The organism is Streptomyces sp. NPDC054840, assembly GCF_053611065.1.
Genome location: NZ_JBSGZP010000069.1, coordinates 1 through 17,595 on the forward strand (window position 1 = coordinate 1; position 17,595 = coordinate 17,595).

Here is a 17,595-nt window from a genome sequence, read left to right on the forward strand (position 1 = left end):
GCGGCCCGTACGGCAGCAGTCCCGCCGCCGCCTCGGCCGCCGCGCTCTCGTCGGCGTAGCCGAGCACCGCGAGCGCCGGTGCGCGCGGCGCTTCCACCAGGCGCACCACCGCCTCCGTCACCACCCCGAGCGTGCCCTCGCTGCCGCAGAACGCCCGCGCCAGCTGCACCCCGTGCTCGGGCAGCAGCGCGTCGAGGCCGCCGTACCCGGAGATCCGCCGCGAGAAGCCGGGCGGCATCCCGGTGCGCAGCAGCCCCAGGTGCCCGGTGACCAGCTCCCGCAGCCCGTCGGGGGCGCCCGCCCAACCCGTGGCGATCCGGTGCGCGGTACCCCCGTAGGCCGTCACGGCCAGCTCGGTCACGTTGTCCGCGGTGGTGCCCCAGGCGACCGAGTGGGCCCCGCACGCATTGTTGCCGATCATGCCGCCGAGGGTGCAGCGGGAGTGGGTGGACGGGTCGGGCCCGAAGGTCAGCCCGTAGGGGCGCACGGCGTCCCGCAGCCGGTCGAGGACCAGGCCGGGCTGGACCACGGCCGTCCTGGCACCGGGGTCCACCGACACGAGGGCGTTCATGTGCCGGGTGAGGTCGAGGACCACACCCACGCCGGTGGCCTGGCCAGCGATGGAGGTCCCGCCGCCGCGCGGTACGACCGGGACCCCGGCCTCGGCGCACACCGCGAGGGCGGCCGCCACGTCGTCGGCGTCGCACGGGACGACCACTCCCACCGGGACACGCCGGTAGTTCGAGGCGTCCATGGTGGTCAGGGCCCGAGCCGCGGCGCCGAAGTCGATCTCCCCGCGCACGTTCTTCCGCAAGGTCCGTTCGAGCTCACCGGGTGACGTCACGGTCCCACCCTCCCACCGGTCCGACCCGTCTCATCGGGTGGACGCGCTTCCGAGGCGCGGACCGGGACCCGATACGCTCCGCTCGTGGCTGAGATCCAGATTCCCGCTGACATCAAGCCCGCCGACGGACGCTTCGGCGCGGGCCCCTCCAAGGTGCGGACCGAGGCGCTGGACGCCCTCGCCGCCACCGGTACCTCCCTGCTCGGCACCTCACACCGCCAGGCCCCGGTCAAGAACCTGGTCGGCTCGGTGCGCCAGGGCCTCCGGGACCTCTTCTCCCTCCCCGACGGGTACGAGGTGATCCTGGGCAACGGCGGCTCCACCGCTTTCTGGGACATCGCGACCGCAGGTCTGATCGAGCGGAAGTCCCAGCACCTCACCTTCGGCGAGTTCTCCTCGAAGTTCGCCACGGCCGCGAAGCTCGCGCCGTGGCTGGACGCGCCGTCCGTGATCTCCTCGGAGCCGGGTACGCACCCGGAGCCGGTGGCCGAGGCGGGCGTGGACGTGTACGCGTACACCCACAACGAGACCTCGACGGGTGTGGCGGCGCCGATCAAGCGCGTCGCGGGCGCCGACGCCGGGTCCCTCGTTCTGGTGGACGCGACCTCGGGCGCCGGCGGTCTGCCGGTGGACATCACCGAGACGGACGTCTACTACTTCGCCCCGCAGAAGTCCTTCGCCTCGGACGGCGGCCTGTGGCTGGCCGCGTTCTCCCCGGCCGCCCTGGAGCGCGCCGCCCGCGTGCACGCGTCGGGCCGGCACATCCCCGAGTTCTTCTCGCTGCCGACGGCGATCGACAACTCGCTGAAGAACCAGACGTACAACACCCCGGCGCTGTCCACGCTCTTCCTGCTGGACCAGCAGCTGGAGTGGATGAACAGCCAGGGCGGCCTGGAGTTCACCACCGGCCGTACGGCGGCCAGTGCGCGCAACCTGTACGGCTGGGCGGAGGCGTCCAAGTACGCGACCCCGTTCGTCGTGGACGCCGACAAGCGCTCTTCCGTCATCGGCACGATCGACTTCTCGGACGAGATCGACGCGGCGGCCGTCGCCAAGGTGCTGCGCGCCAACGGGATCGTGGACACCGAGCCGTACCGCAAGCTCGGCCGCAACCAGCTGCGCATCGCCATGTTCCCGGCGATCGACCCGGCGGACGTGCAGGCGCTGACGGCCTGCATCGACCACGTGATCGAGAAGCTCTGACCACCACCCGCCCCGTACGGCGCGAAGCCCCCGGTGACCTGCTGTCGCCGGGGGCTTCGGCGTTCCCCGTACACCCCGATGGCCACCGGCGTGAGGGTCCTCCCGTACGCGGTACCTTCAGGGCTCCGGCGGCGATTCTTGGAGGCAGCGGCGTGAGCGTGCGAGTGACGGCGGCCCAGAGCGGTGTGGACCCCTTCGGCACGGCCCGGCTGCGGCGCGGGGTGCTCGACGCGTGGGGTGCGGGCCCGGCCCGGTTCCGCGAGGACGCCAACGCCGAGGAGGACCTCGCGCTCGGCGGCTACCGGGACCGGCTCGTCATCGAGCTGGCGCAGAACGCCGCCGACGCCGCGGCCCGGGCCAAGGTGCCCGGCCGGCTCCGGCTCACCCTGCACGAGGGCGAGGGCGGGCACGCGCTGCTGGCCGTCGCCAACACCGGTGCCCCGCTGGACGCGACGGGCGTGGAGTCGCTGAGCACCCTGCGCGCCTCCGCCAAACGGGAGCCCTCCGGCGACAGCGTCGGCCGGTTCGGCGTGGGCTTCGCGGCCGTACTGGCCGTCTCCGACGAACCCGCGGTGCTCGGCCGGCACGGCGGGGTGCGCTGGTCCCTGGCCGAGGCCCGCGAACTGGCTCGGGGCGCCGCCGTCGGCAGCCCCGGCCTCGGTGACGAACTGCGCCGCCGTGACGGGCACGTTCCGCTGCTGCGCCTCCCGCTGCCCGCCGAGGGCACCGCCCCCGAGGGCTACGACACCGTCGTGGTCCTCCCGCTGCGCGACGCGGCCGCGGAGGGGCTGGTGGAGCGGCTGCTGGCGGGCGTCGACGACGCCCTGCTGCTCACCTTGCCCGGGCTGCGCGAGGTCGTCGTGGAGACCCCGTCCGACGGTGCGCGCACCCTGTCCCGGCGCGACGAGGGCTCGTACACGGTCATCGAGGACACCACCGCATCCGGCACGGTCACCCACCGCTGGCGCACCGTCCGCCACGGAGGCCCCATCGAGCGCGCGCTGCTCGCCGACCGGCCCGTCGAGGAGCGGCTGCGGCCCGCCTGGGCGGTGTCCTGGGCCGTGCCCGTCGACTCCGACGGCGCCCCGGTGCGCCCGGTCACGGCCCCCGTGGTGCACGCGCCGACCCCCACCGACGAGCCGCTGGGCATCCCGGCACTGCTCATCGCGACCCTGCCGCTGGACACCACCCGCCGGCACCCGGCGCCGGGCCCGCTGACGGACTTCCTCGTGGAGCGCGCGGCCGACGCGTACGCCGAACTCCTGGGCGCCTGGGATCCGGTGACGACCGCTCTGGTGGACCTGGTGCCCGGCCCGCTCGGCAAGGGTGAGCTGGACGGGGCCCTGCGCGCCGCCGTGCTCCGGCGCCTGCCCCGTACCGCTTTCCTCGCGCCGGCCGCGCCGCCCGAGCACGCGGAGGAGCGCGCCGCCCTGCGGCCCTTCGAGGCCGAGGTGGTGGAGGGCGCGGGCGCCGACACCGTACGCGTCCTCGCCGAGGTCCTGCCGACCCTGCTGCCGGCGGGCCTGGAGCGCCGCGCCGAGCTGCGCGTCCTGGGGGTGGGCCGGCTGCCGCTGGGCGATGCCATCGAGCGGATCGCGGGCATCGAGCGGACCCCCGACTGGTGGCACCGGCTCTACGACAGCCTCGCCGGGGTGGACCCCGACCGGCTGTCCGGGCTGCCCGTGCCGCTCGCCGACGGCCGTACCTCGATCGGCCCCCGGCACATCCTGCTGCCCGGTGCGGACACGCCGGCGAGCCTGGCCCGACTGGGCCTGAAGGTGGCCCACCCGGACGCGGCGCACCCGCTGCTGGAGAAGCTCGGCGCCCTCCCGGCCACGGCGCGAGCCGTCCTGACGACCCCGCAGGTGCGGGCGGCCGTCGCCGCCTCCCTGGACGCGGGGGAGATCTGGGACGAGGACGCCGACACCCTGGACGCCGACGAGCTGGCCGAGGTGGTCCTGGGACTGGTCCAGGACGCCGATCTGGCCCCGGGCGACGAGCCGTGGCTCGGCGCGCTGGCCCTGCCGGACGAGGACGGGGACCTGGTCCCGGCGGGCGAGCTCCTGCTTCCGGGCAGCCCGCTGGCCTCGGTGATCCGCGAGGACGAGGTCCCGTACGTGGACGCGGACCTCGCCGAGAGGTGGGGTGCGGGCCCGCTCACCGCGTGCGGGGTCCTGGCCACCTTCCAGCTGGTCCGCGCCACGGACGTGGTCCTCGACCCGGACGAAATGGAACCGCGCGAGGGTGACTTCGCCGAGCCCGACGACGTGGGCCTGCTGGACGCGGTGGACGTGTGGTGCGAGGACGTCCTGGACCAGCTGCCTGACACCCCGGTCCCGCCGGTGGCGACCGAGCTGATCGCCGTCCGGGACCTCGACCTCGTCGACGACGACTGCTGGCCGCAGGCCCTCGCCCTGCTCGCGCAGCCGCCGCTGCGTGACGCGCTGACCCAGCCCGTACGGATCCTGCTGCCGGACGGCACCACGCAGTCGGTGCGCCCGTACACCGCCTGGTGGCTGCGCGACCACCCGGTGCTCGACGGCCGCCGCCCGGCGGGCCTGCGCGCGGCGGGCGGCGACCCGCTGCTGGCGGGCCTCTACACCTCGGCGGACGCCACCGGCTTCGAGGACGAGCAGGTCCTGCGGGCGCTCGGCGTACGGACCTCCGTGGCGGCCCTGCTGGACGAGCCCGGCGGCGCCGCCGAACTGCTGGCCCGGCTCGCCGACCCGGACCGCGAGGTCACCGGCCACCAGCTGCACGGCCTGTACGGCGCGCTGGCCGATCTGGACCCCGAGCAGGTGACCCTCCCGGACGAGCTGCGCGCGGTGGTGGACGGCGAGGTGCTCGTGGTGGACGCGGCCGACGCGGTGATCGCGGACGCCCCTGACCTGCTCCCGCTGACGACGGGGCTGCCGCTGCTGCCGGTCCCCCCGTCCCGCACGGTGGATCTCGCGGAGCTGCTCCAGGTGCGCCGCCTCTCGGAGACGGTTCCGGCGGAGGTGAGCACGCCCGGCGAGGAGCACGACGTTCCGGAGTCGGTGCTCGTGCTGCTGGGTCCGGCCACTCCGGCGACGTATGTCGAGCACGAGGAGCTGGTCGCGGGCGGCACGGAGCTCGACTGGCGCCGCACCCCCGACGGCACGCTCCACGCGTCGACGCTGGAGGGTGTGGCGGCGGGCCTTGCCTGGTCCGCGGGCCAGTGGCCGCGCCGCTTCGAGGTGGCGGCGCTGCTGGAGGACCCGTCGCGTACGGCGGAACTGGCCCGGGACCGCTGGTTCGACTGACCGGAGGCGGGCCGGGACCCGGGCGGCCGGCCGCCCGGAAACCGTGCGCTCCCTTTGACAGGCAGCACGTGCCGACTCAGACTGATCAGTGCTTTCGTCCGACCGGCGGATCCACGACCACGAAGAGAACGCGCCCTCAGGGAATCGTTCAGGGGGAGCGTCATGCCCGACAGGAGAGCCCGTTCGGCCGGCTTCCGGTGGTCCCACGGGCCGGTGTCCGAGCTGTTTTCCGGCCGGAACAACAGCCTGGGCCTCCTGCGGCTGCTCCTCGCGTCCGCCGTCGTGGTCTCGCACGCGGGCATCCTCGGATTCGGCAGCCGTGAGTTCGGTCACAGCTTCTCGCAGGGGCAGATCGACCTCGGGAAGATGGCCGTCTTCGGCTTCTTCTTCCTCTCCGGGATCCTCGTGACGCGCAGCGGGAACCGGTTGCCCGTCGGCCGCTTCCTGTGGCACCGCGCTCTGCGTCTGCTGCCCGGCTTCTGGGTGTGCATGGCCGTCACGGCCTTCGCCGTGGCCCCTTTCCTGTACTGGCGTCAGCACGGCGGGACGGCCGGGTTCTGGGACCACCCGCAGGGCCCTTTCGCCTACGCCGAGGCGAACTGGGCCGTCGGCGTCGGGCAGTGGGGGATATCCGGTGTGATGGAGACCGGCGCCACCAAGGGGCTCACGCACAACGCGGCGATGAACGGCGCCCTGTGGTCACTGGCCTACGAGATCCTCTGCTACCTCGGGGTCGGCCTGCTCGCGCTCGGCGGCCCGCTGGTGCGGTCCCGGCGGACCGTCCTGGCGGTGGCGCTGGTCCTGGGCGGCCTGGTCGTCGGTGATGCGATCGGCAACCGCCTGAACGCGGGGGCCGGCACGGCGGCGCACGGCGGTGACCTGGTCATCCCGCTGATGGGCCCGCACAGCGTGAATTACATGATCTACCTCGGTTTCGCCTTCGCCCTCGGTGCGGTGCTGGAGGTCTACAAGGAGCGCGTCCCGGTCAGCGACCCGCTGGCGGCCCTCAGCGCCGTGGTGTTCGTGCTGACCCTGCACTACGGGTACTTCTTCGCCCTGGGCGTGCCGGCCTTCTGCTACCTGCTGCTGTGGCTGGCCATCCGGCTGCCCGAGCCGTTCCGGCGGATCGGCGCCAAGCACGACTACTCGTACGGCATCTACATCTACGGCTTCCTCGTGCAGCAGTCGCTGGCCGTCCTCGGTGGCGCGCGCTGGGGTTTCGCCGCCTACCTGGGGCTCTCCCTGGCCGGCGCGCTGGTCGCGGCGGTGCTCTCCTGGCATCTGGTCGAGCGCCCGGCGATGCGTCTGAAGGACATCGGCGCCCGGCGCCGCCCCACGCAGGGCGTCCCGGCCCCCCGCCCGGCCACCGCCGAGGGCCAGCAGCCCGTATCGGTCTCCTGACCCGGGCCCGGGCCGGATCAGGATCGGTCCCGGTCAGGCCGGGAACCTGCGGTCGACCCATCTGAAGGTGAACTCGATCAGGACGGCCGCGCCCACGGCGACGGCCACCGCGATCCACGGCACCGTGACACCCACCAGCTTGAGCTGGAAGAAGTCCTGCAGCCACGGCACGACGAGAACGATCAGGAACGCCCCGCCCATCGCGCCGACCAGGGCCACCCGCCACCACGTGTACGGGCGGGCGATGATCGCCAGGACCCACATGGACGTCAGGAACAGCGTCAGGGTGGCCGCACTGGACTCGGCTTCGAGAGCGCCCTGTCCCGTGTAGTGGTGGCGGGCGATCAGGTACGAGACGAAGGTGGCCACGGCCGCGATGACTCCGCCGGGGATCGCGTAGCGCATGACCCGCTTCACGAAGTGCGGTTTCGCGCGTTCCTTGTTCGGGGCCAGCGCCAGGAAGAAGGCCGGGATGCCGATGGTGAGCGTGGACAGCAGCGTCAGGTGGCGGGGCAGGAAGGGGTACTCGACCTGCGAGCAGACCACCAGGATGGCCAGCAGTACCGAGTAGACCGTCTTCGTGAGGAAGAGGGTGGCCACGCGGGTGATGTTGCCGATGACCCGGCGGCCCTCGGCCACCACCGAGGGCAGGGTCGAGAAGCTGTTGTTGAGGAGGACGATCTGGGCCACCGCCTTCGTCGCCTCCGAGCCCGATCCCATGCTGACGCCGATGTCGGCGTCCTTGAGGGCGAGCACGTCGTTGACGCCGTCGCCCGTCATGGCGACCGTGTGGCCCTTGGACTGGAGGGCCCCCACCATGTCCCGCTTCTGCTGCGGGCTCACCCGTCCGAAGACGGAGTTGCCGTCGAGGACCTCAGCCATGTCGGCCTGGCCGGTGGGGAGCCCCCGGGCGTCCACGGTGTTCGCCGCGCCCGGCAGACCCAGCTTGCCGGCGACCGCGCCGACGGAGACCGCGTTGTCGCCGGAGATGACCTTCGCCCTGACGTCCTGGTCCTCGAAGTAGCGCAGGGTATCGGCGGCGTCGGGACGCAGCCGCTGTTCCAGGACGACCAGGGCGGTCGGCCGGACCCCGGTGGCGACGGCCGCGTCGTCGAGTTCGCGGGCGGAGCGGGCCAGCAGCAGGACCCGCAGTCCCCGTTCGTTGAGGTCGTCGATCTCGCCGAGGGCCGGGTCCCCGGCGGGCAGCAGTACGTCGGGGGCGCCGAGCAGCCAGGTGTTGTTCTCCCCGTCGCCCTCGCTGAAGCTGGCGCCGCTGTACTTGCGGGCGGAGGAGAAGGGCAGGGACTCGGTGCAGCGCCACTCCGCCATGGCGGGGTAGGCGTCGATGATCGCCTGGAGGCTGGCGTTGGGGCGCGGGTCGGACTCGCCGAGGGCGCCGAGCACCTTCTTGACGTAGGCCGGCTCCGCGCCGCCGAGCGGGCGGAGCTCGGTGACGTCCATGCCGCCCTCGGTGAGGGTGCCGGTCTTGTCGAGGCAGACGACGTCGACGCGGGCGAGGCCTTCGATGGCGGGCAGCTCCTGGACCAGGCACTGCTTGCGGCCGAGCCGGATGACGCCGATCGCGAAGGCCACGGAGGTGAGCAGGACGAGTCCCTCGGGGATCATCGGGACGATGCCGCCGACGGTCCGGGCGATGGAGTCCTTGAGGTTGTTGTCCTTGACGAGGAGCTGGCTGATGATCAGGCCGATGGAGGTCGGGATCATCATCCAGGTGACGTACTTGAGGATGGTGGAGATGCCGGAGCGCAGCTCGGAGTGGACGAGCGTGAAGCGGGAGGCCTCTTCGGCCAACTGGGCGGCGTAGGCCTCCCGGCCGACCTTGGTGGCGGTGAAGGCGCCGCCGCCGGCGACGACGAAGGAGCCGGACATGACCGTGTCCCCGGGCTTCTTCAGGACGGGGTCGGCCTCGCCGGTGAGCAGGGATTCGTCGATCTCCAGGCCGTCGGCCTCGCCGACGGATCCGTCGACGACGACCTTGTCTCCGGGGTCGAGTTCGATGACGTCGCCGAGGACGATCTCGGAGGTGGAGATCTCGGCGGTCCGGCCGTCGCGGCGCACACCGGGTTTGGCCTCGCCGATGACGGCGAGGCTGTCGAGGGTCTTCTTGGCGCGCAGTTCCTGGATGATGCCGATGCCGGTGTTCGCGACGATCACGAAGCCGAAGAGGCTGTCCTGGATCGGTGCGACGAAGAGCATGATCACCCAGAGCACGCCGATGATCGCGTTGAACCGGGTGAGGACGTTGGCGCGAACGATGTCGGTGGTGGAGCGGCTGCTCCGGACGGGAACGTCGTTGACCTCGCCCCGCGCGACCCGCTCGGCGACCTCGGCGGTGCTCAGCCCGCCCGGCTTGAAGAGGGGCGCGGGCGGTCGCACCGGGTGTACGGGGTCCAGCTCCGCTCCCGCGTCGATGGCGGGGGCGGCCGCCGTCCCGGCACCCGGCTCCGGCCCGTCGGATTCGGTTCCAGCCCGCTGCGTCATGCCTTCGACGTTAAGCGGGGTTCACTCGCTTCACCCGCCGAGCAGCGGGAAGATCCGACCTCAGGATGACCCGAATCGTCCCTTGGTAGCGCCCGTGAGCCGTGCCGTGGGGCGGGGACACTCAGGGATGTCCCCGCAGGTCGAGCGAACCCACCGCCGGGCGGCGGGCCGATCCGGCCAAGGGTTCGCGAACCGAGGAGACGTCCCGGAGGGGCACCGCCCCACCCTTGCGGACCCGCGCCCCGCCCCTCCGCCGGGCCTGCGGGCCCGGCCCCGGCGGCGCCTGGGCCGCCCGGTCAGGACCGCCGCGCCCGGTCAGGACCGCCGCGCCCGGTCAGGCCTGCGGCCCAGAGCCCGCCTGCCCGGCCTGCCCGTCCCGCGCAGCGACCTCCGCCTGCTCGGCGGCGTGGCGCTTGAGGGCCGCGTCGCGGCCGCGGACGTACCAGATGCCGATCAGGCCGAGGAAGCCGCCGGCCGCACAGGTCCACACCCACCACAGCTGGCCCCGGTCGGCGAACCACCCGTAGAAGGGCAGCTGGACGAGGAAGAGCGCGAACCACAGGATCGTGCCGCCTGTGACGGTGGCGACGATGGGGCCCTCCAGGGGCTCGGGCGCCTCGTGCTTCGCAATCCATTTCGCCATGCGGCAAGTCTAGGCGGCGCGAAATGACATCTACGCGCGGAGATGGACGCTCTTTCGTTCATGTGTTCATACTGAAACGGTGTGGGCGTGGCCCATTTTCTTCGTATGAACCACCCAATGAGGACCGTATGAGTACCCCGGCCCCCGCCTCCGCAGCCACTGCCCCGGAGTCTTCCCCCCAGCACCCCTCCAGTCCGCTGGACCGCTGCTTCAAGGTTTCCGAGCGCGGCTCGACCCTCGCCCGTGAGGTCCGCGGCGGCTTCGCGACCTTCTTCGCCATGGCGTACATCATCGTGCTGAACCCGATCATCCTGGGCAGCGCGAAGGACATGTACGGGCACCAGCTCGACTCCGGTCAGCTGGTGACGGCCACCGTCCTGACGGCCGCCTTCACCACCCTCCTCATGGGTGTGATCGGCAACGTCCCGATCGCCCTCGCCGCCGGCCTCGGCGTGAACACGGTCGTCGCGCTCCAGCTCGCCCCGCGTATGAGCTGGCCCGACGCCATGGGCATGGTGGTCCTGGCCGGCTTCGTGGTGATGCTGCTGGTCGCCACCGGCCTGCGCGAGCGGGTCATGAGCGCCGTCCCGCTCGGCCTGCGCAAGGGCATCGCCATCGGCATCGGCCTGTTCATCATGCTGATCGGCCTGGTCGACGCGGGCTTCGTCTCCCGCATCCCGGACGCCGCGCACACCACGGTCCCGCTCCAGCTCGGCGGCACCGGCCACCTGGACGGCTGGCCCGTGCTGATCTTCGCCATCGGCGTCCTGCTCACCCTCGCCCTGCTGATCCGCAAGGTCCCGGGCGCGATCCTGATCTCCATCGTGGCCATGACCCTCGTCGCGGTCGCGGTCCAGCTGGTCGCGAAGGTGCCCGACTCGGGCTGGGGCCTCACGGTCCCCGAATGGCCCGGCAACCCGGTGGCCGCGCCCGATTTTGGGCTCGTCGGCGAGGTCAGCCTGTTCGGCGGCTTCGACGAGGTCGGGATGCTCACCGGCATCCTCTTCGTCTTCACCGTGCTGCTGTCCTGCTTCTTCGACGCCATGGGCACGATCCTCGGCGTCGGCGACGAGGCCAAGCTGATCGACAAGAAGACCGGCGAATTCCCCGGGATCAACCGGGTCCTGCTGGTCGACGGCCTGGCGGTCGCCTCGGGCGGCGCCACCTCCTCCTCCGCGACCACCTGCTTCGTGGAATCCACGGCCGGCGTCGGCGAAGGTGCCCGTACGGGTCTGGCGAACATCGTGACGGGCAGCCTCTTCGCCGTCGCGCTGTTCCTCACCCCGCTCGCCACCATGGTCCCGTCGCAGGCGGCCACCCCGGCGCTCGTGGCGGTCGGCTTCCTGATCCTGGCGGGCTCGGTCAAGGACATCGACTGGAGCGACTTCACCATCGCCGTCCCGGCCTTCCTGGCCATGGTGATGATGCCTTTCACCTACTCGATCACCAACGGCATCGGCATCGGCTTCATCAGCTTCTGCGCGCTGCGCCTGGCGACCGGCCGGGGACGCGGGGTCCCGGTGGCCATGTACGTGGTGGCGGCGGTGTTCGTCTTCTACTACGCGATGCCCGCCCTCGGCCTCGCGCAGTAGCTCACGTCAGCCCGTAGAACTTCTCTGTCTCGTCGACGGCCGCCTTGAAGCGCTCGTCGAAGTCATCGCGAATGAGCGTCCGGACCACATAGTCCTGGACGCTCATTCCGCGTTTGGCCGCATGGATCCGGAGCCTGTCGAGGAGCTCCCCGTCTATGCGCATGCTCAGCACATGTGTCCCCATGCCGAAAGAGTCGGGGCACAGGGCGCGGACGCGTGTCGCTTTCAGCCGTCGGCTCACCCGTATGAGTGACCCCCGGTGTGAGCCGGAAAATGGTGTTCCTTAGCGAGAGTAATGAGTTACTCTAAATACATGCATGACCTTTCCCATGGCGACGACGCAGCCGCCGTGAACGACCTCCGCTCCGCCGTCATGCGGCTGGGGCGGCGCCTGAAGCACCAGCGCGTCGACGAGTCGCTGAGCCCGACCGAGATGTCGGTCCTCGGCACCCTCGCCCGCTGCGGCCAGGCCACACCCGGCGAGCTCGCGCGGCGGGAGCACGTCCAGCCGCCGTCGATGACGCGCATCGTCGCGTTGCTGGAAGCCAAGGGACTGGTCACGCTGGAACCGCACCCCGACGACCGCCGCCAGAAGGTGGTCCGCCAGACGGAGGAGGCCGAAGCGATGCTCGAAGAGAGCCGCCGCAAGCGCAACGCCTTCCTGGCCGGGCTCGCGGCCGAGCTGACCGAGGACGAATGGGCCAAGCTCCGCGCGGCCGCCCCCGTCCTGGAGAAGCTCGCGCACCTGTAAGGAACGACGCCAGGAGGCGAACGCTTTTGAGTACGGGAACCGGAGCAGATTCCGCACCCGGCCACATATCCACCCCCGCTACCGCCGCGCCCGTCGCGGCACCCGCGAGCAAGGGCTCCATGTTCAGCTCGCTGAGGATCCGGAACTACCGGCTCTTCGCCACCGGCCAGGTCGTGTCCAACACGGGCACCTGGATGCAGCGCATCGCCCAGGACTGGCTGGTCCTCTCACTGACCGGCTCCGCCTCCGCCGTCGGCATCACCATCGCCCTGCAGTTCCTGCCGATGCTGATGTTCGGCCTCTACGGCGGCGTACTCGCCGACCGGCTGCCCAAGCGGCCGCTGCTCCTCGCCACCCAGAGCGCGATGGGCCTGACCGGCATCGCCCTCGCCGTCCTCACCCTGGCCGGACACGTCCAGGTATGGCACGTCTACCTCGCCGCCTTCGCGATCGGCCTGGTCACCGTCGTCGACAACCCGGCCCGGCAGACCTTCGTCCCCGAAATGGTCGGCAAGGACCAAGTGGCCAACGCCGTCAGCCTGAACTCGGCCAACTTCCAGTCCGCGCGGTTGGTCGGCCCGGCGATCGCCGGTGTGCTGATCACCGCGGTCGGCTCCGGCTGGGCCTTCCTGCTGAACGGACTGTCCTTCGCCGCACCCCTCGCCGGCCTGCTGATGATGCGGACGCACGAACTGCACCCGGTCGAGCCGAGGCCCCGCGCCAAGGGGCAGCTGCGCGAAGGCCTGCGCTACGTGGCCGGCCGCCCGGAGCTGATCTGGCCGATCGTGCTCGTCGGCTTCATCGGCACCTTCGGGTTCAACTTCCCGATCTGGCTCTCGGCGTACGTCAGCGACGTCTTCCACGGGGACGCGGGCACCTACGGACTCTTCAACACCCTGATCGCGGCCGGTTCCCTGGCCGGGGCCCTGCTGGCGGCCCGGCGCGGACAGTCCCGCCTGCGGCTGCTGGTCGCCGCGGCCGTGCTGTTCTCGGCCCTGCTCCTGGTGACCGCCTTCGCACCCGGGTTCTGGCTGTTCGCCGCGCTGCTCGTGCCCATCGGGATCTTCGGCCTGACGGTCAACGTCACGGCCAACTCCAGCGTGCAGATGGCGACCGACCCCGAGATGCGCGGCCGGGTCATGGCCCTGTTCATGATGGTGTTCACCGGCGGCACCCCGCTGGGCGCCCCGCTGCTCGGCTGGATCACGGACACCTACGGCGCCCGGATCGGCATGGCCGCGGGCGGCGTGATCTCCCTGGCCGCGTCCGTCGCGATCGCGGTGGTCCTGGCCCGGGTCGGCAACCTCCGCGTGCGGTGGAGCCGACGCGGCGTGGCCTTCGTCCCCGCGGCCGCCCCCCGCGAGCTGGTCCCGGCCGCCTGACCCCGGGGCTCCGCCCCGGACCCCACCGGGGCTCCGCCCGACCCCCGCGCCTCGAACGCCGGGGGTCGCGGTCAGGGGCCCGGACAACGGCGCCGCGCACGGCTACGCTCGCCGCATGAGACTGTTCGCCGCCGTCCTGCCGCCCGCAGGGGCAGTCGCCGAGCTCGCCGCCGCCGTACACACGGTCCACGACGACCAGCTGACGTGGACCGGGCGGGCGGGCTGGCACTTCACCCTCGCCTTCATGGGCGAGGTACGGGACGAGGTGCTCCCGGAGCTGCACACCCGCCTGGAGCGGGCCGCCCACCGCACGGCCCCCTTCGCCCTGCGGCTGCACGGCGCCGGCCACTTCGGGGACCGGGCCCTGTGGGTCGGCGCCGCAGGGGAGCTCGCCGCCCTGCGGATGCTCGCCGAACGGGCCGACGCCGCCGCCCGGCGGGCCGGCGTACCGATGGAGCAGCACCGCCGGTACACCCCACACCTCACCCTGGCCCGCAGCCGCGGCGCCACCACCCCGCTGCGCCCCTACCTGGACGCCCTCACGGACTTCGAGGGCACACCCTGGCAGGTCGACACGCTCAGCCTGGTCCGCAGCAACCTCCCCGTCGGCGGGGTACCGGGCGAGCAGCCCCGCTACGAGACCGCCGGCGCCTGGCCGCTCGGCGGCTGAACCCGCACGCCCGCCGGCGGGAACCGGGGGGCGTGCGGGGGAGCCGGCGGCCCGCGTTAGGCTCGACGGGTGGATCCCAAGACCAGAAACCGTGTGATGGCCGGTGTGCTCGTACTGATGTTCGTCGTCGTAGCCGTGGCGGCTGCCGTCGGCCAGTAGCCCCTCGATCGGCCCGATGGCCCCCGAACGCGTCGGCAGCCGGGCCGGCCCGGCCTCGCCGAGCGGCGCCCGAACGGTCCGCTCCGCCCTTGCCTGGAGCGCACTCGAAGCAGTTGGCTAGTGCCCCATGAAGTACACGCAGCTCGGACGCACCGGACTCAAGGTCAGCCGACTCGTTCTCGGCACGATGAACTTCGGTCCGCAGACAGACGAACCGACCAGCCACGGCATCCTCGATGCCGCACTCGACGCAGGCCTGAACTTCGTGGACACGGCCAACGTCTACGGGTGGGGTGAGAACAAGGGCCGTACCGAGGAGATCATCGGCACCTGGTTCGCCCAGGGCGGTGGCCGGCGGGAGAAGACGGTGCTCGCCACCAAGGTCTACGCCTCCATGTCCCGCGAAGGCGACACCTGGCCCAACGAGGACCGGCTGTCGGCGCTGAACATCCGCCGGGCCGTCGAGGCCAGCCTCAAACGGCTCCAGACCGACCACATCGACCTCTACCAGTTCCACCACATCGACCGCCGGACCCCCTTCGAGGAGATCTGGCAGGCCGTGGACGTGCTCATCCAGCAAGGCAAGATCCTCTACTCGGGCTCCTCCAACTTCCCCGGCTACAAGATCGCCCAGGCCAACGAGACGGCCGCCCGGCGCGGGATGGTCGGCCTGGTCAGCGAGCAGTGCCTCTACAACCTCGCCGAGCGGCGAGCCGAGATGGAGGTCATCCCGGCCGCCCAGGACTACGGCCTCGGAGTCATCCCCTGGTCCCCGCTGCACGGCGGCCTGCTGGGCGGGGTCCTCAAGAAGGAGGTCGAGGGCGGCCGCCGGGCCTCGGGCCGGTCCGCCGACGCGCTGGCGAACAGTTCGGTACGGGCGCAGGTGCAGGCGTACGAGGACCTGCTCGACAAGCACGGCCTGGAGCCCGGTGAGGCCGCCCTGGCCTGGCTGCTCACCCGGCCGGGCGTGACGGGCCCGATCGTCGGCCCGCGCACCGCCCAGCAGCTGGAAAGTGCCCTGCGGGCGCTGGAGCTGGAACTGAGCGAGGAGGTGCTGGCCGGGCTGGACGAGATCTTCCCCGGGCCGGGACCGTCCCCGGAGGCCTTCGCCTGGTAACCGCTGAGAGGCACGTGCTGCCGTGGCCCGCGCCGGCTGCGGCAGCACGCCCGACCCGGCCGAGGAAGTCGCCGGAGCATCCGAGCCGCCCGTACCGCAGGGGGCACCATGCCAGCCGCTTCGCGTGCGTTCGGAGCAAAACCCCGCCCTGGTAGGCGTGTTACAGCCCCCGCGCGGGCCGGTACGGGCCGCCGATCCCCCACGCCTGGTGCAGGACGGCCGCGTACTCGCCCGCCAGCCGGTGCTCGCCCGAGGCGTTCGGGTGGGTGCCGTCGTAGGTGTCGCGGTGGATGTCGTACGCGTCCGGGCGCGCGGCCAGCATGATCGGCGAGGCGTCGGTCGTCAGGTCGGCGACCGCCTTCGCGAGGAGCTCGTTGAAGCGGGCCACCTCGGCCGCGAAGGGGGCGTCCTCTTCGGCCCGGCTGTTCGGGATGACCGGCAGCAGGACCATGCGGACGGCGGGGCGGGCGGCGCGGGCCGCGGCGATGAACCGGCGGGCGTTGGCGGCGGTCTGCTCTGCGTCGGTGTAGAAGCCGAGGTCGATCAGCCCCAGGGAGACCAGCAGGACGTCGGCCCCGGTCGAGGCGACCGCGGGGCCGATGAGGGGGGCCATGTGCTGCCAGCCCTCGCCCCAGCCGGCCAGGTGGCGGCGGGCGCGCTCCGGGAAGGCCGGGTCGGCGTACGCGTGGCTGGTTGGGGTGTCGGCGACGGTGTCGTACAGCTCGCAGCGCGGACCGACGATCCGGTAGGGACCGCCGGAGGCCGAGCTGAGGTGCTGCCACATCCGGTAGCGCCAGGTGTAGTCGCCGGCGCGTCCGATGGTCATGGAGTCGCCGACGAACATGAAACGCATCCGGTCATCATCGCGGATCGCGCGACAGAAACCCCTGTGACGCCGGACACGCGGCACGTACTGGCAGGCTGGGGGAATGCGCCTGCCCATGCCGTCCGCCGCCGCGTCCGCCGCCGTTGCCGTCACCGCCGCCGTCGCCGCCGCACTCGCCGTGCTGCCGGGTCCGGCCCTCGCGGCGGAGACCCCCGCCACGTCCTCCTTCACCATCTCCGACCCGCGGATCAAGGAGTCGAGCGGCCTGGCCGCCAGCCGGATCCACCCGGGCGTGTACTGGACGCACAACGACAGCGACGACGGCCCGTTCATCTACGCGGTGGACTCGGCCACGGGCCGGACGGTGGCCCGCGTGACACTGAAGGGGATCAGGAAACCGCGCGACGTCGAGGCAATCTCGCTGGGCCCGGACGGGCAGCTCTACGTCGGGGACATCGGCGACAACCGCAACGGCACTTGGGACCACGTGTGGATCTACCGCTTCCCGGAGCCGAAGCAACTGGGCGATGTCACGGTCGAGGCCGCACAGTTCACGGTGAAGTACGCGGACGGGGCGCGCAACGCGGAGGCCCTGATGGTCCATCCGGTGACGGGCCGCGTGTACATCGCGAGCAAGGACGAGAACAAGGGCGGCCTGTACGAGGGCCCCGCGCAGCTGACGACGGGCGGCACGAACGTGTTCCGGCGGGTCGCCGACGTGCCGTGGGTGACGGACGGGGCGTTCTCCCCCGACGGCACCCGGCTGACGCTGCGCGGCTACTTCACGGCCCGCACCTACCCGTGGAAGGACGGCCTGCCGGCGGGCGAGGGCGAGCGGGTGGACGCGCCGTGGCAGGGGCAGGCGGAGTCGGTGACGTACACGCCGGACGGCTCCACGCTGATGTTCGGCGCGGAGGGCGAGGGCAGCCGGGTCATCGCCGTCCCGGTCGCCGCCGCCACCGCTCCCTCGGCCTCGCCGCAGCCGGGCTCCCCGCCGGGCGCGTCCCCCGCGACGGAACCGGCGGTCGGCTTCGGCAAGGGAGCCCTCGTCCTGGCGGGCGGCCTGGTGCTGGTCTTCGGCGCGAAGCGGGTGCTCCGCCGCCGCACGCGGGACTGACCCGCGCCCTCGCCTGCCCCCGGCCGCGACCCAGCCCCGCCGGCGCTTGAGGGACCCCGACCCGGCCCCGCCGCCCCATCCAGCCCCCGCCGGCACTTGAGGGG

General features: G+C 72.4%; 14 protein-coding genes. 9 read left to right on the top strand and 5 right to left on the bottom strand.

Features of this window, described 5'->3' with window-relative positions; all coding sequences use genetic code 11:
• Positions 1–844: FAD-binding oxidoreductase (locus ACWGIU_RS07855; protein ID WP_453703458.1), on the bottom strand; the 844-nt coding region annotated here is incomplete at its 3' end.
• Positions 845–928: 84 nt separating this feature from the next.
• Between ACWGIU_RS07855 and serC the strand changes: the two genes are divergently transcribed.
• The 3 genes from serC (at position 929) to ACWGIU_RS07870 (ending at position 6,732) form a co-directional block, all read left to right on the top strand.
• Complete coding sequence (serC, locus tag ACWGIU_RS07860) at positions 929–2,047, top strand: phosphoserine transaminase (RefSeq protein ID WP_453703460.1); 1,119 nt, start codon at positions 929–931, stop codon at positions 2,045–2,047.
• A gap of 152 nt (positions 2,048–2,199) precedes the next feature.
• Positions 2,200–5,331 carry a sacsin N-terminal ATP-binding-like domain-containing protein gene (locus ACWGIU_RS07865; protein WP_453703462.1) on the top strand — a complete coding sequence of 1,044 codons (3,132 nt, stop codon included), beginning with the start codon at positions 2,200–2,202 and terminating at the stop codon, positions 5,329–5,331.
• A 213-nt stretch (positions 5,332–5,544) separates the two neighbouring features.
• Entirely contained in the window at positions 5,545–6,732 is a 1,188-nt protein-coding gene (locus ACWGIU_RS07870) for an acyltransferase family protein (RefSeq protein ID WP_453703464.1), read from the top strand.
• A gap of 33 nt (positions 6,733–6,765) precedes the next feature.
• Here ACWGIU_RS07870 and ACWGIU_RS07875 read toward each other — a convergent pair whose 3' ends face one another.
• Both ACWGIU_RS07875 and ACWGIU_RS07880 read right to left on the bottom strand, forming a co-directional pair.
• Positions 6,766–9,234: an HAD-IC family P-type ATPase gene (locus ACWGIU_RS07875; RefSeq protein WP_453703466.1), complete on the bottom strand. Its 2,469-nt coding sequence runs from the start codon at positions 9,232–9,234 to the stop codon at positions 6,766–6,768.
• A 334-nt stretch (positions 9,235–9,568) separates the two neighbouring features.
• A complete protein-coding gene (locus tag ACWGIU_RS07880; RefSeq protein WP_453703468.1) occupies positions 9,569–9,877 on the bottom strand; it encodes a DUF2530 domain-containing protein in 309 nt (102 codons plus the stop codon).
• 128 nt (positions 9,878–10,005) lie between these two features.
• Between ACWGIU_RS07880 and ACWGIU_RS07885 the strand changes: the two genes are divergently transcribed.
• Positions 10,006–11,469, top strand: coding sequence for an NCS2 family permease (locus ACWGIU_RS07885; RefSeq protein ID WP_453703470.1), 1,464 nt, complete (start codon positions 10,006–10,008; stop codon positions 11,467–11,469).
• Position 11,470: 1 nt separating this feature from the next.
• On the opposite strand, the gene ACWGIU_RS07890 is transcribed toward ACWGIU_RS07885, so the two are convergent.
• A complete protein-coding gene (locus tag ACWGIU_RS07890; RefSeq protein ID WP_030010567.1) occupies positions 11,471–11,653 on the bottom strand; it encodes a hypothetical protein in 183 nt (60 codons plus the stop codon).
• A gap of 129 nt (positions 11,654–11,782) precedes the next feature.
• On the opposite strand from ACWGIU_RS07890, the gene ACWGIU_RS07895 reads away from it, so the two are divergent.
• The 4 genes from ACWGIU_RS07895 to ACWGIU_RS07910 all read left to right on the top strand — a co-directional run bounded on the left by ACWGIU_RS07895 (position 11,783) and on the right by ACWGIU_RS07910 (position 15,548).
• The gene (locus ACWGIU_RS07895; RefSeq protein ID WP_030010566.1) at positions 11,783–12,220 is read left to right on the top strand and encodes a MarR family winged helix-turn-helix transcriptional regulator; all 438 of its coding nucleotides are present in this window, start codon (positions 11,783–11,785) and stop codon (positions 12,218–12,220) included.
• 26 nt (positions 12,221–12,246) lie between these two features.
• Entirely contained in the window at positions 12,247–13,602 is a 1,356-nt protein-coding gene (locus ACWGIU_RS07900; RefSeq protein WP_453703472.1) for an MFS transporter, read from the top strand.
• A gap of 115 nt (positions 13,603–13,717) precedes the next feature.
• Positions 13,718–14,272: an RNA 2',3'-cyclic phosphodiesterase gene (gene thpR / locus ACWGIU_RS07905; protein ID WP_453703474.1), complete on the top strand. Its 555-nt coding sequence runs from the start codon at positions 13,718–13,720 to the stop codon at positions 14,270–14,272.
• A 286-nt stretch (positions 14,273–14,558) separates the two neighbouring features.
• Positions 14,559–15,548 (top strand): aldo/keto reductase, encoded by a 990-nt coding sequence (locus ACWGIU_RS07910; protein WP_453703476.1) that lies wholly within the window; start codon positions 14,559–14,561, stop codon positions 15,546–15,548.
• Positions 15,549–15,708: 160 nt separating this feature from the next.
• On the opposite strand, the gene ACWGIU_RS07915 is transcribed toward ACWGIU_RS07910, so the two are convergent.
• The gene (locus tag ACWGIU_RS07915; RefSeq protein WP_453703478.1) at positions 15,709–16,401 is read right to left on the bottom strand and encodes a GDSL-type esterase/lipase family protein; all 693 of its coding nucleotides are present in this window, start codon (positions 16,399–16,401) and stop codon (positions 15,709–15,711) included.
• A gap of 76 nt (positions 16,402–16,477) precedes the next feature.
• On the opposite strand from ACWGIU_RS07915, the gene ACWGIU_RS07920 reads away from it, so the two are divergent.
• Entirely contained in the window at positions 16,478–17,491 is a 1,014-nt protein-coding gene (locus ACWGIU_RS07920; RefSeq protein WP_453703480.1) for a WD40 repeat domain-containing protein, read from the top strand.
• Positions 17,492–17,595: the final 104 nt, after the last annotated feature.

Excerpts from the sequence above, each read along its gene's own strand:
- ACWGIU_RS07920 (WP_453703480.1), top strand. The coding sequence starts at position 16,478 with ATGCGCCTGCCCATGCCGTCCGCCGCCGCGTCCGCCGCCGTTGCCGTC.
- ACWGIU_RS07895 (WP_030010566.1), top strand. The coding sequence starts at position 11,783 with ATGCATGACCTTTCCCATGGCGACGACGCAGCCGCCGTGAACGACCTC.
- thpR (WP_453703474.1), top strand. The coding sequence starts at position 13,718 with ATGAGACTGTTCGCCGCCGTCCTGCCGCCCGCAGGGGCAGTCGCCGAG.
- ACWGIU_RS07880 (WP_453703468.1), bottom strand. The coding sequence starts at position 9,877 with ATGGCGAAATGGATTGCGAAGCACGAGGCGCCCGAGCCCCTGGAGGGC.
- ACWGIU_RS07885 (WP_453703470.1), top strand. The coding sequence starts at position 10,006 with ATGAGTACCCCGGCCCCCGCCTCCGCAGCCACTGCCCCGGAGTCTTCC.
- ACWGIU_RS07875 (WP_453703466.1), bottom strand. The coding sequence starts at position 9,234 with ATGACGCAGCGGGCTGGAACCGAATCCGACGGGCCGGAGCCGGGTGCC.
- ACWGIU_RS07915 (WP_453703478.1), bottom strand. The coding sequence starts at position 16,401 with ATGCGTTTCATGTTCGTCGGCGACTCCATGACCATCGGACGCGCCGGC.
- ACWGIU_RS07910 (WP_453703476.1), top strand. The coding sequence starts at position 14,559 with ATGAAGTACACGCAGCTCGGACGCACCGGACTCAAGGTCAGCCGACTC.
- ACWGIU_RS07890 (WP_030010567.1), bottom strand. The coding sequence starts at position 11,653 with ATGGGGACACATGTGCTGAGCATGCGCATAGACGGGGAGCTCCTCGAC.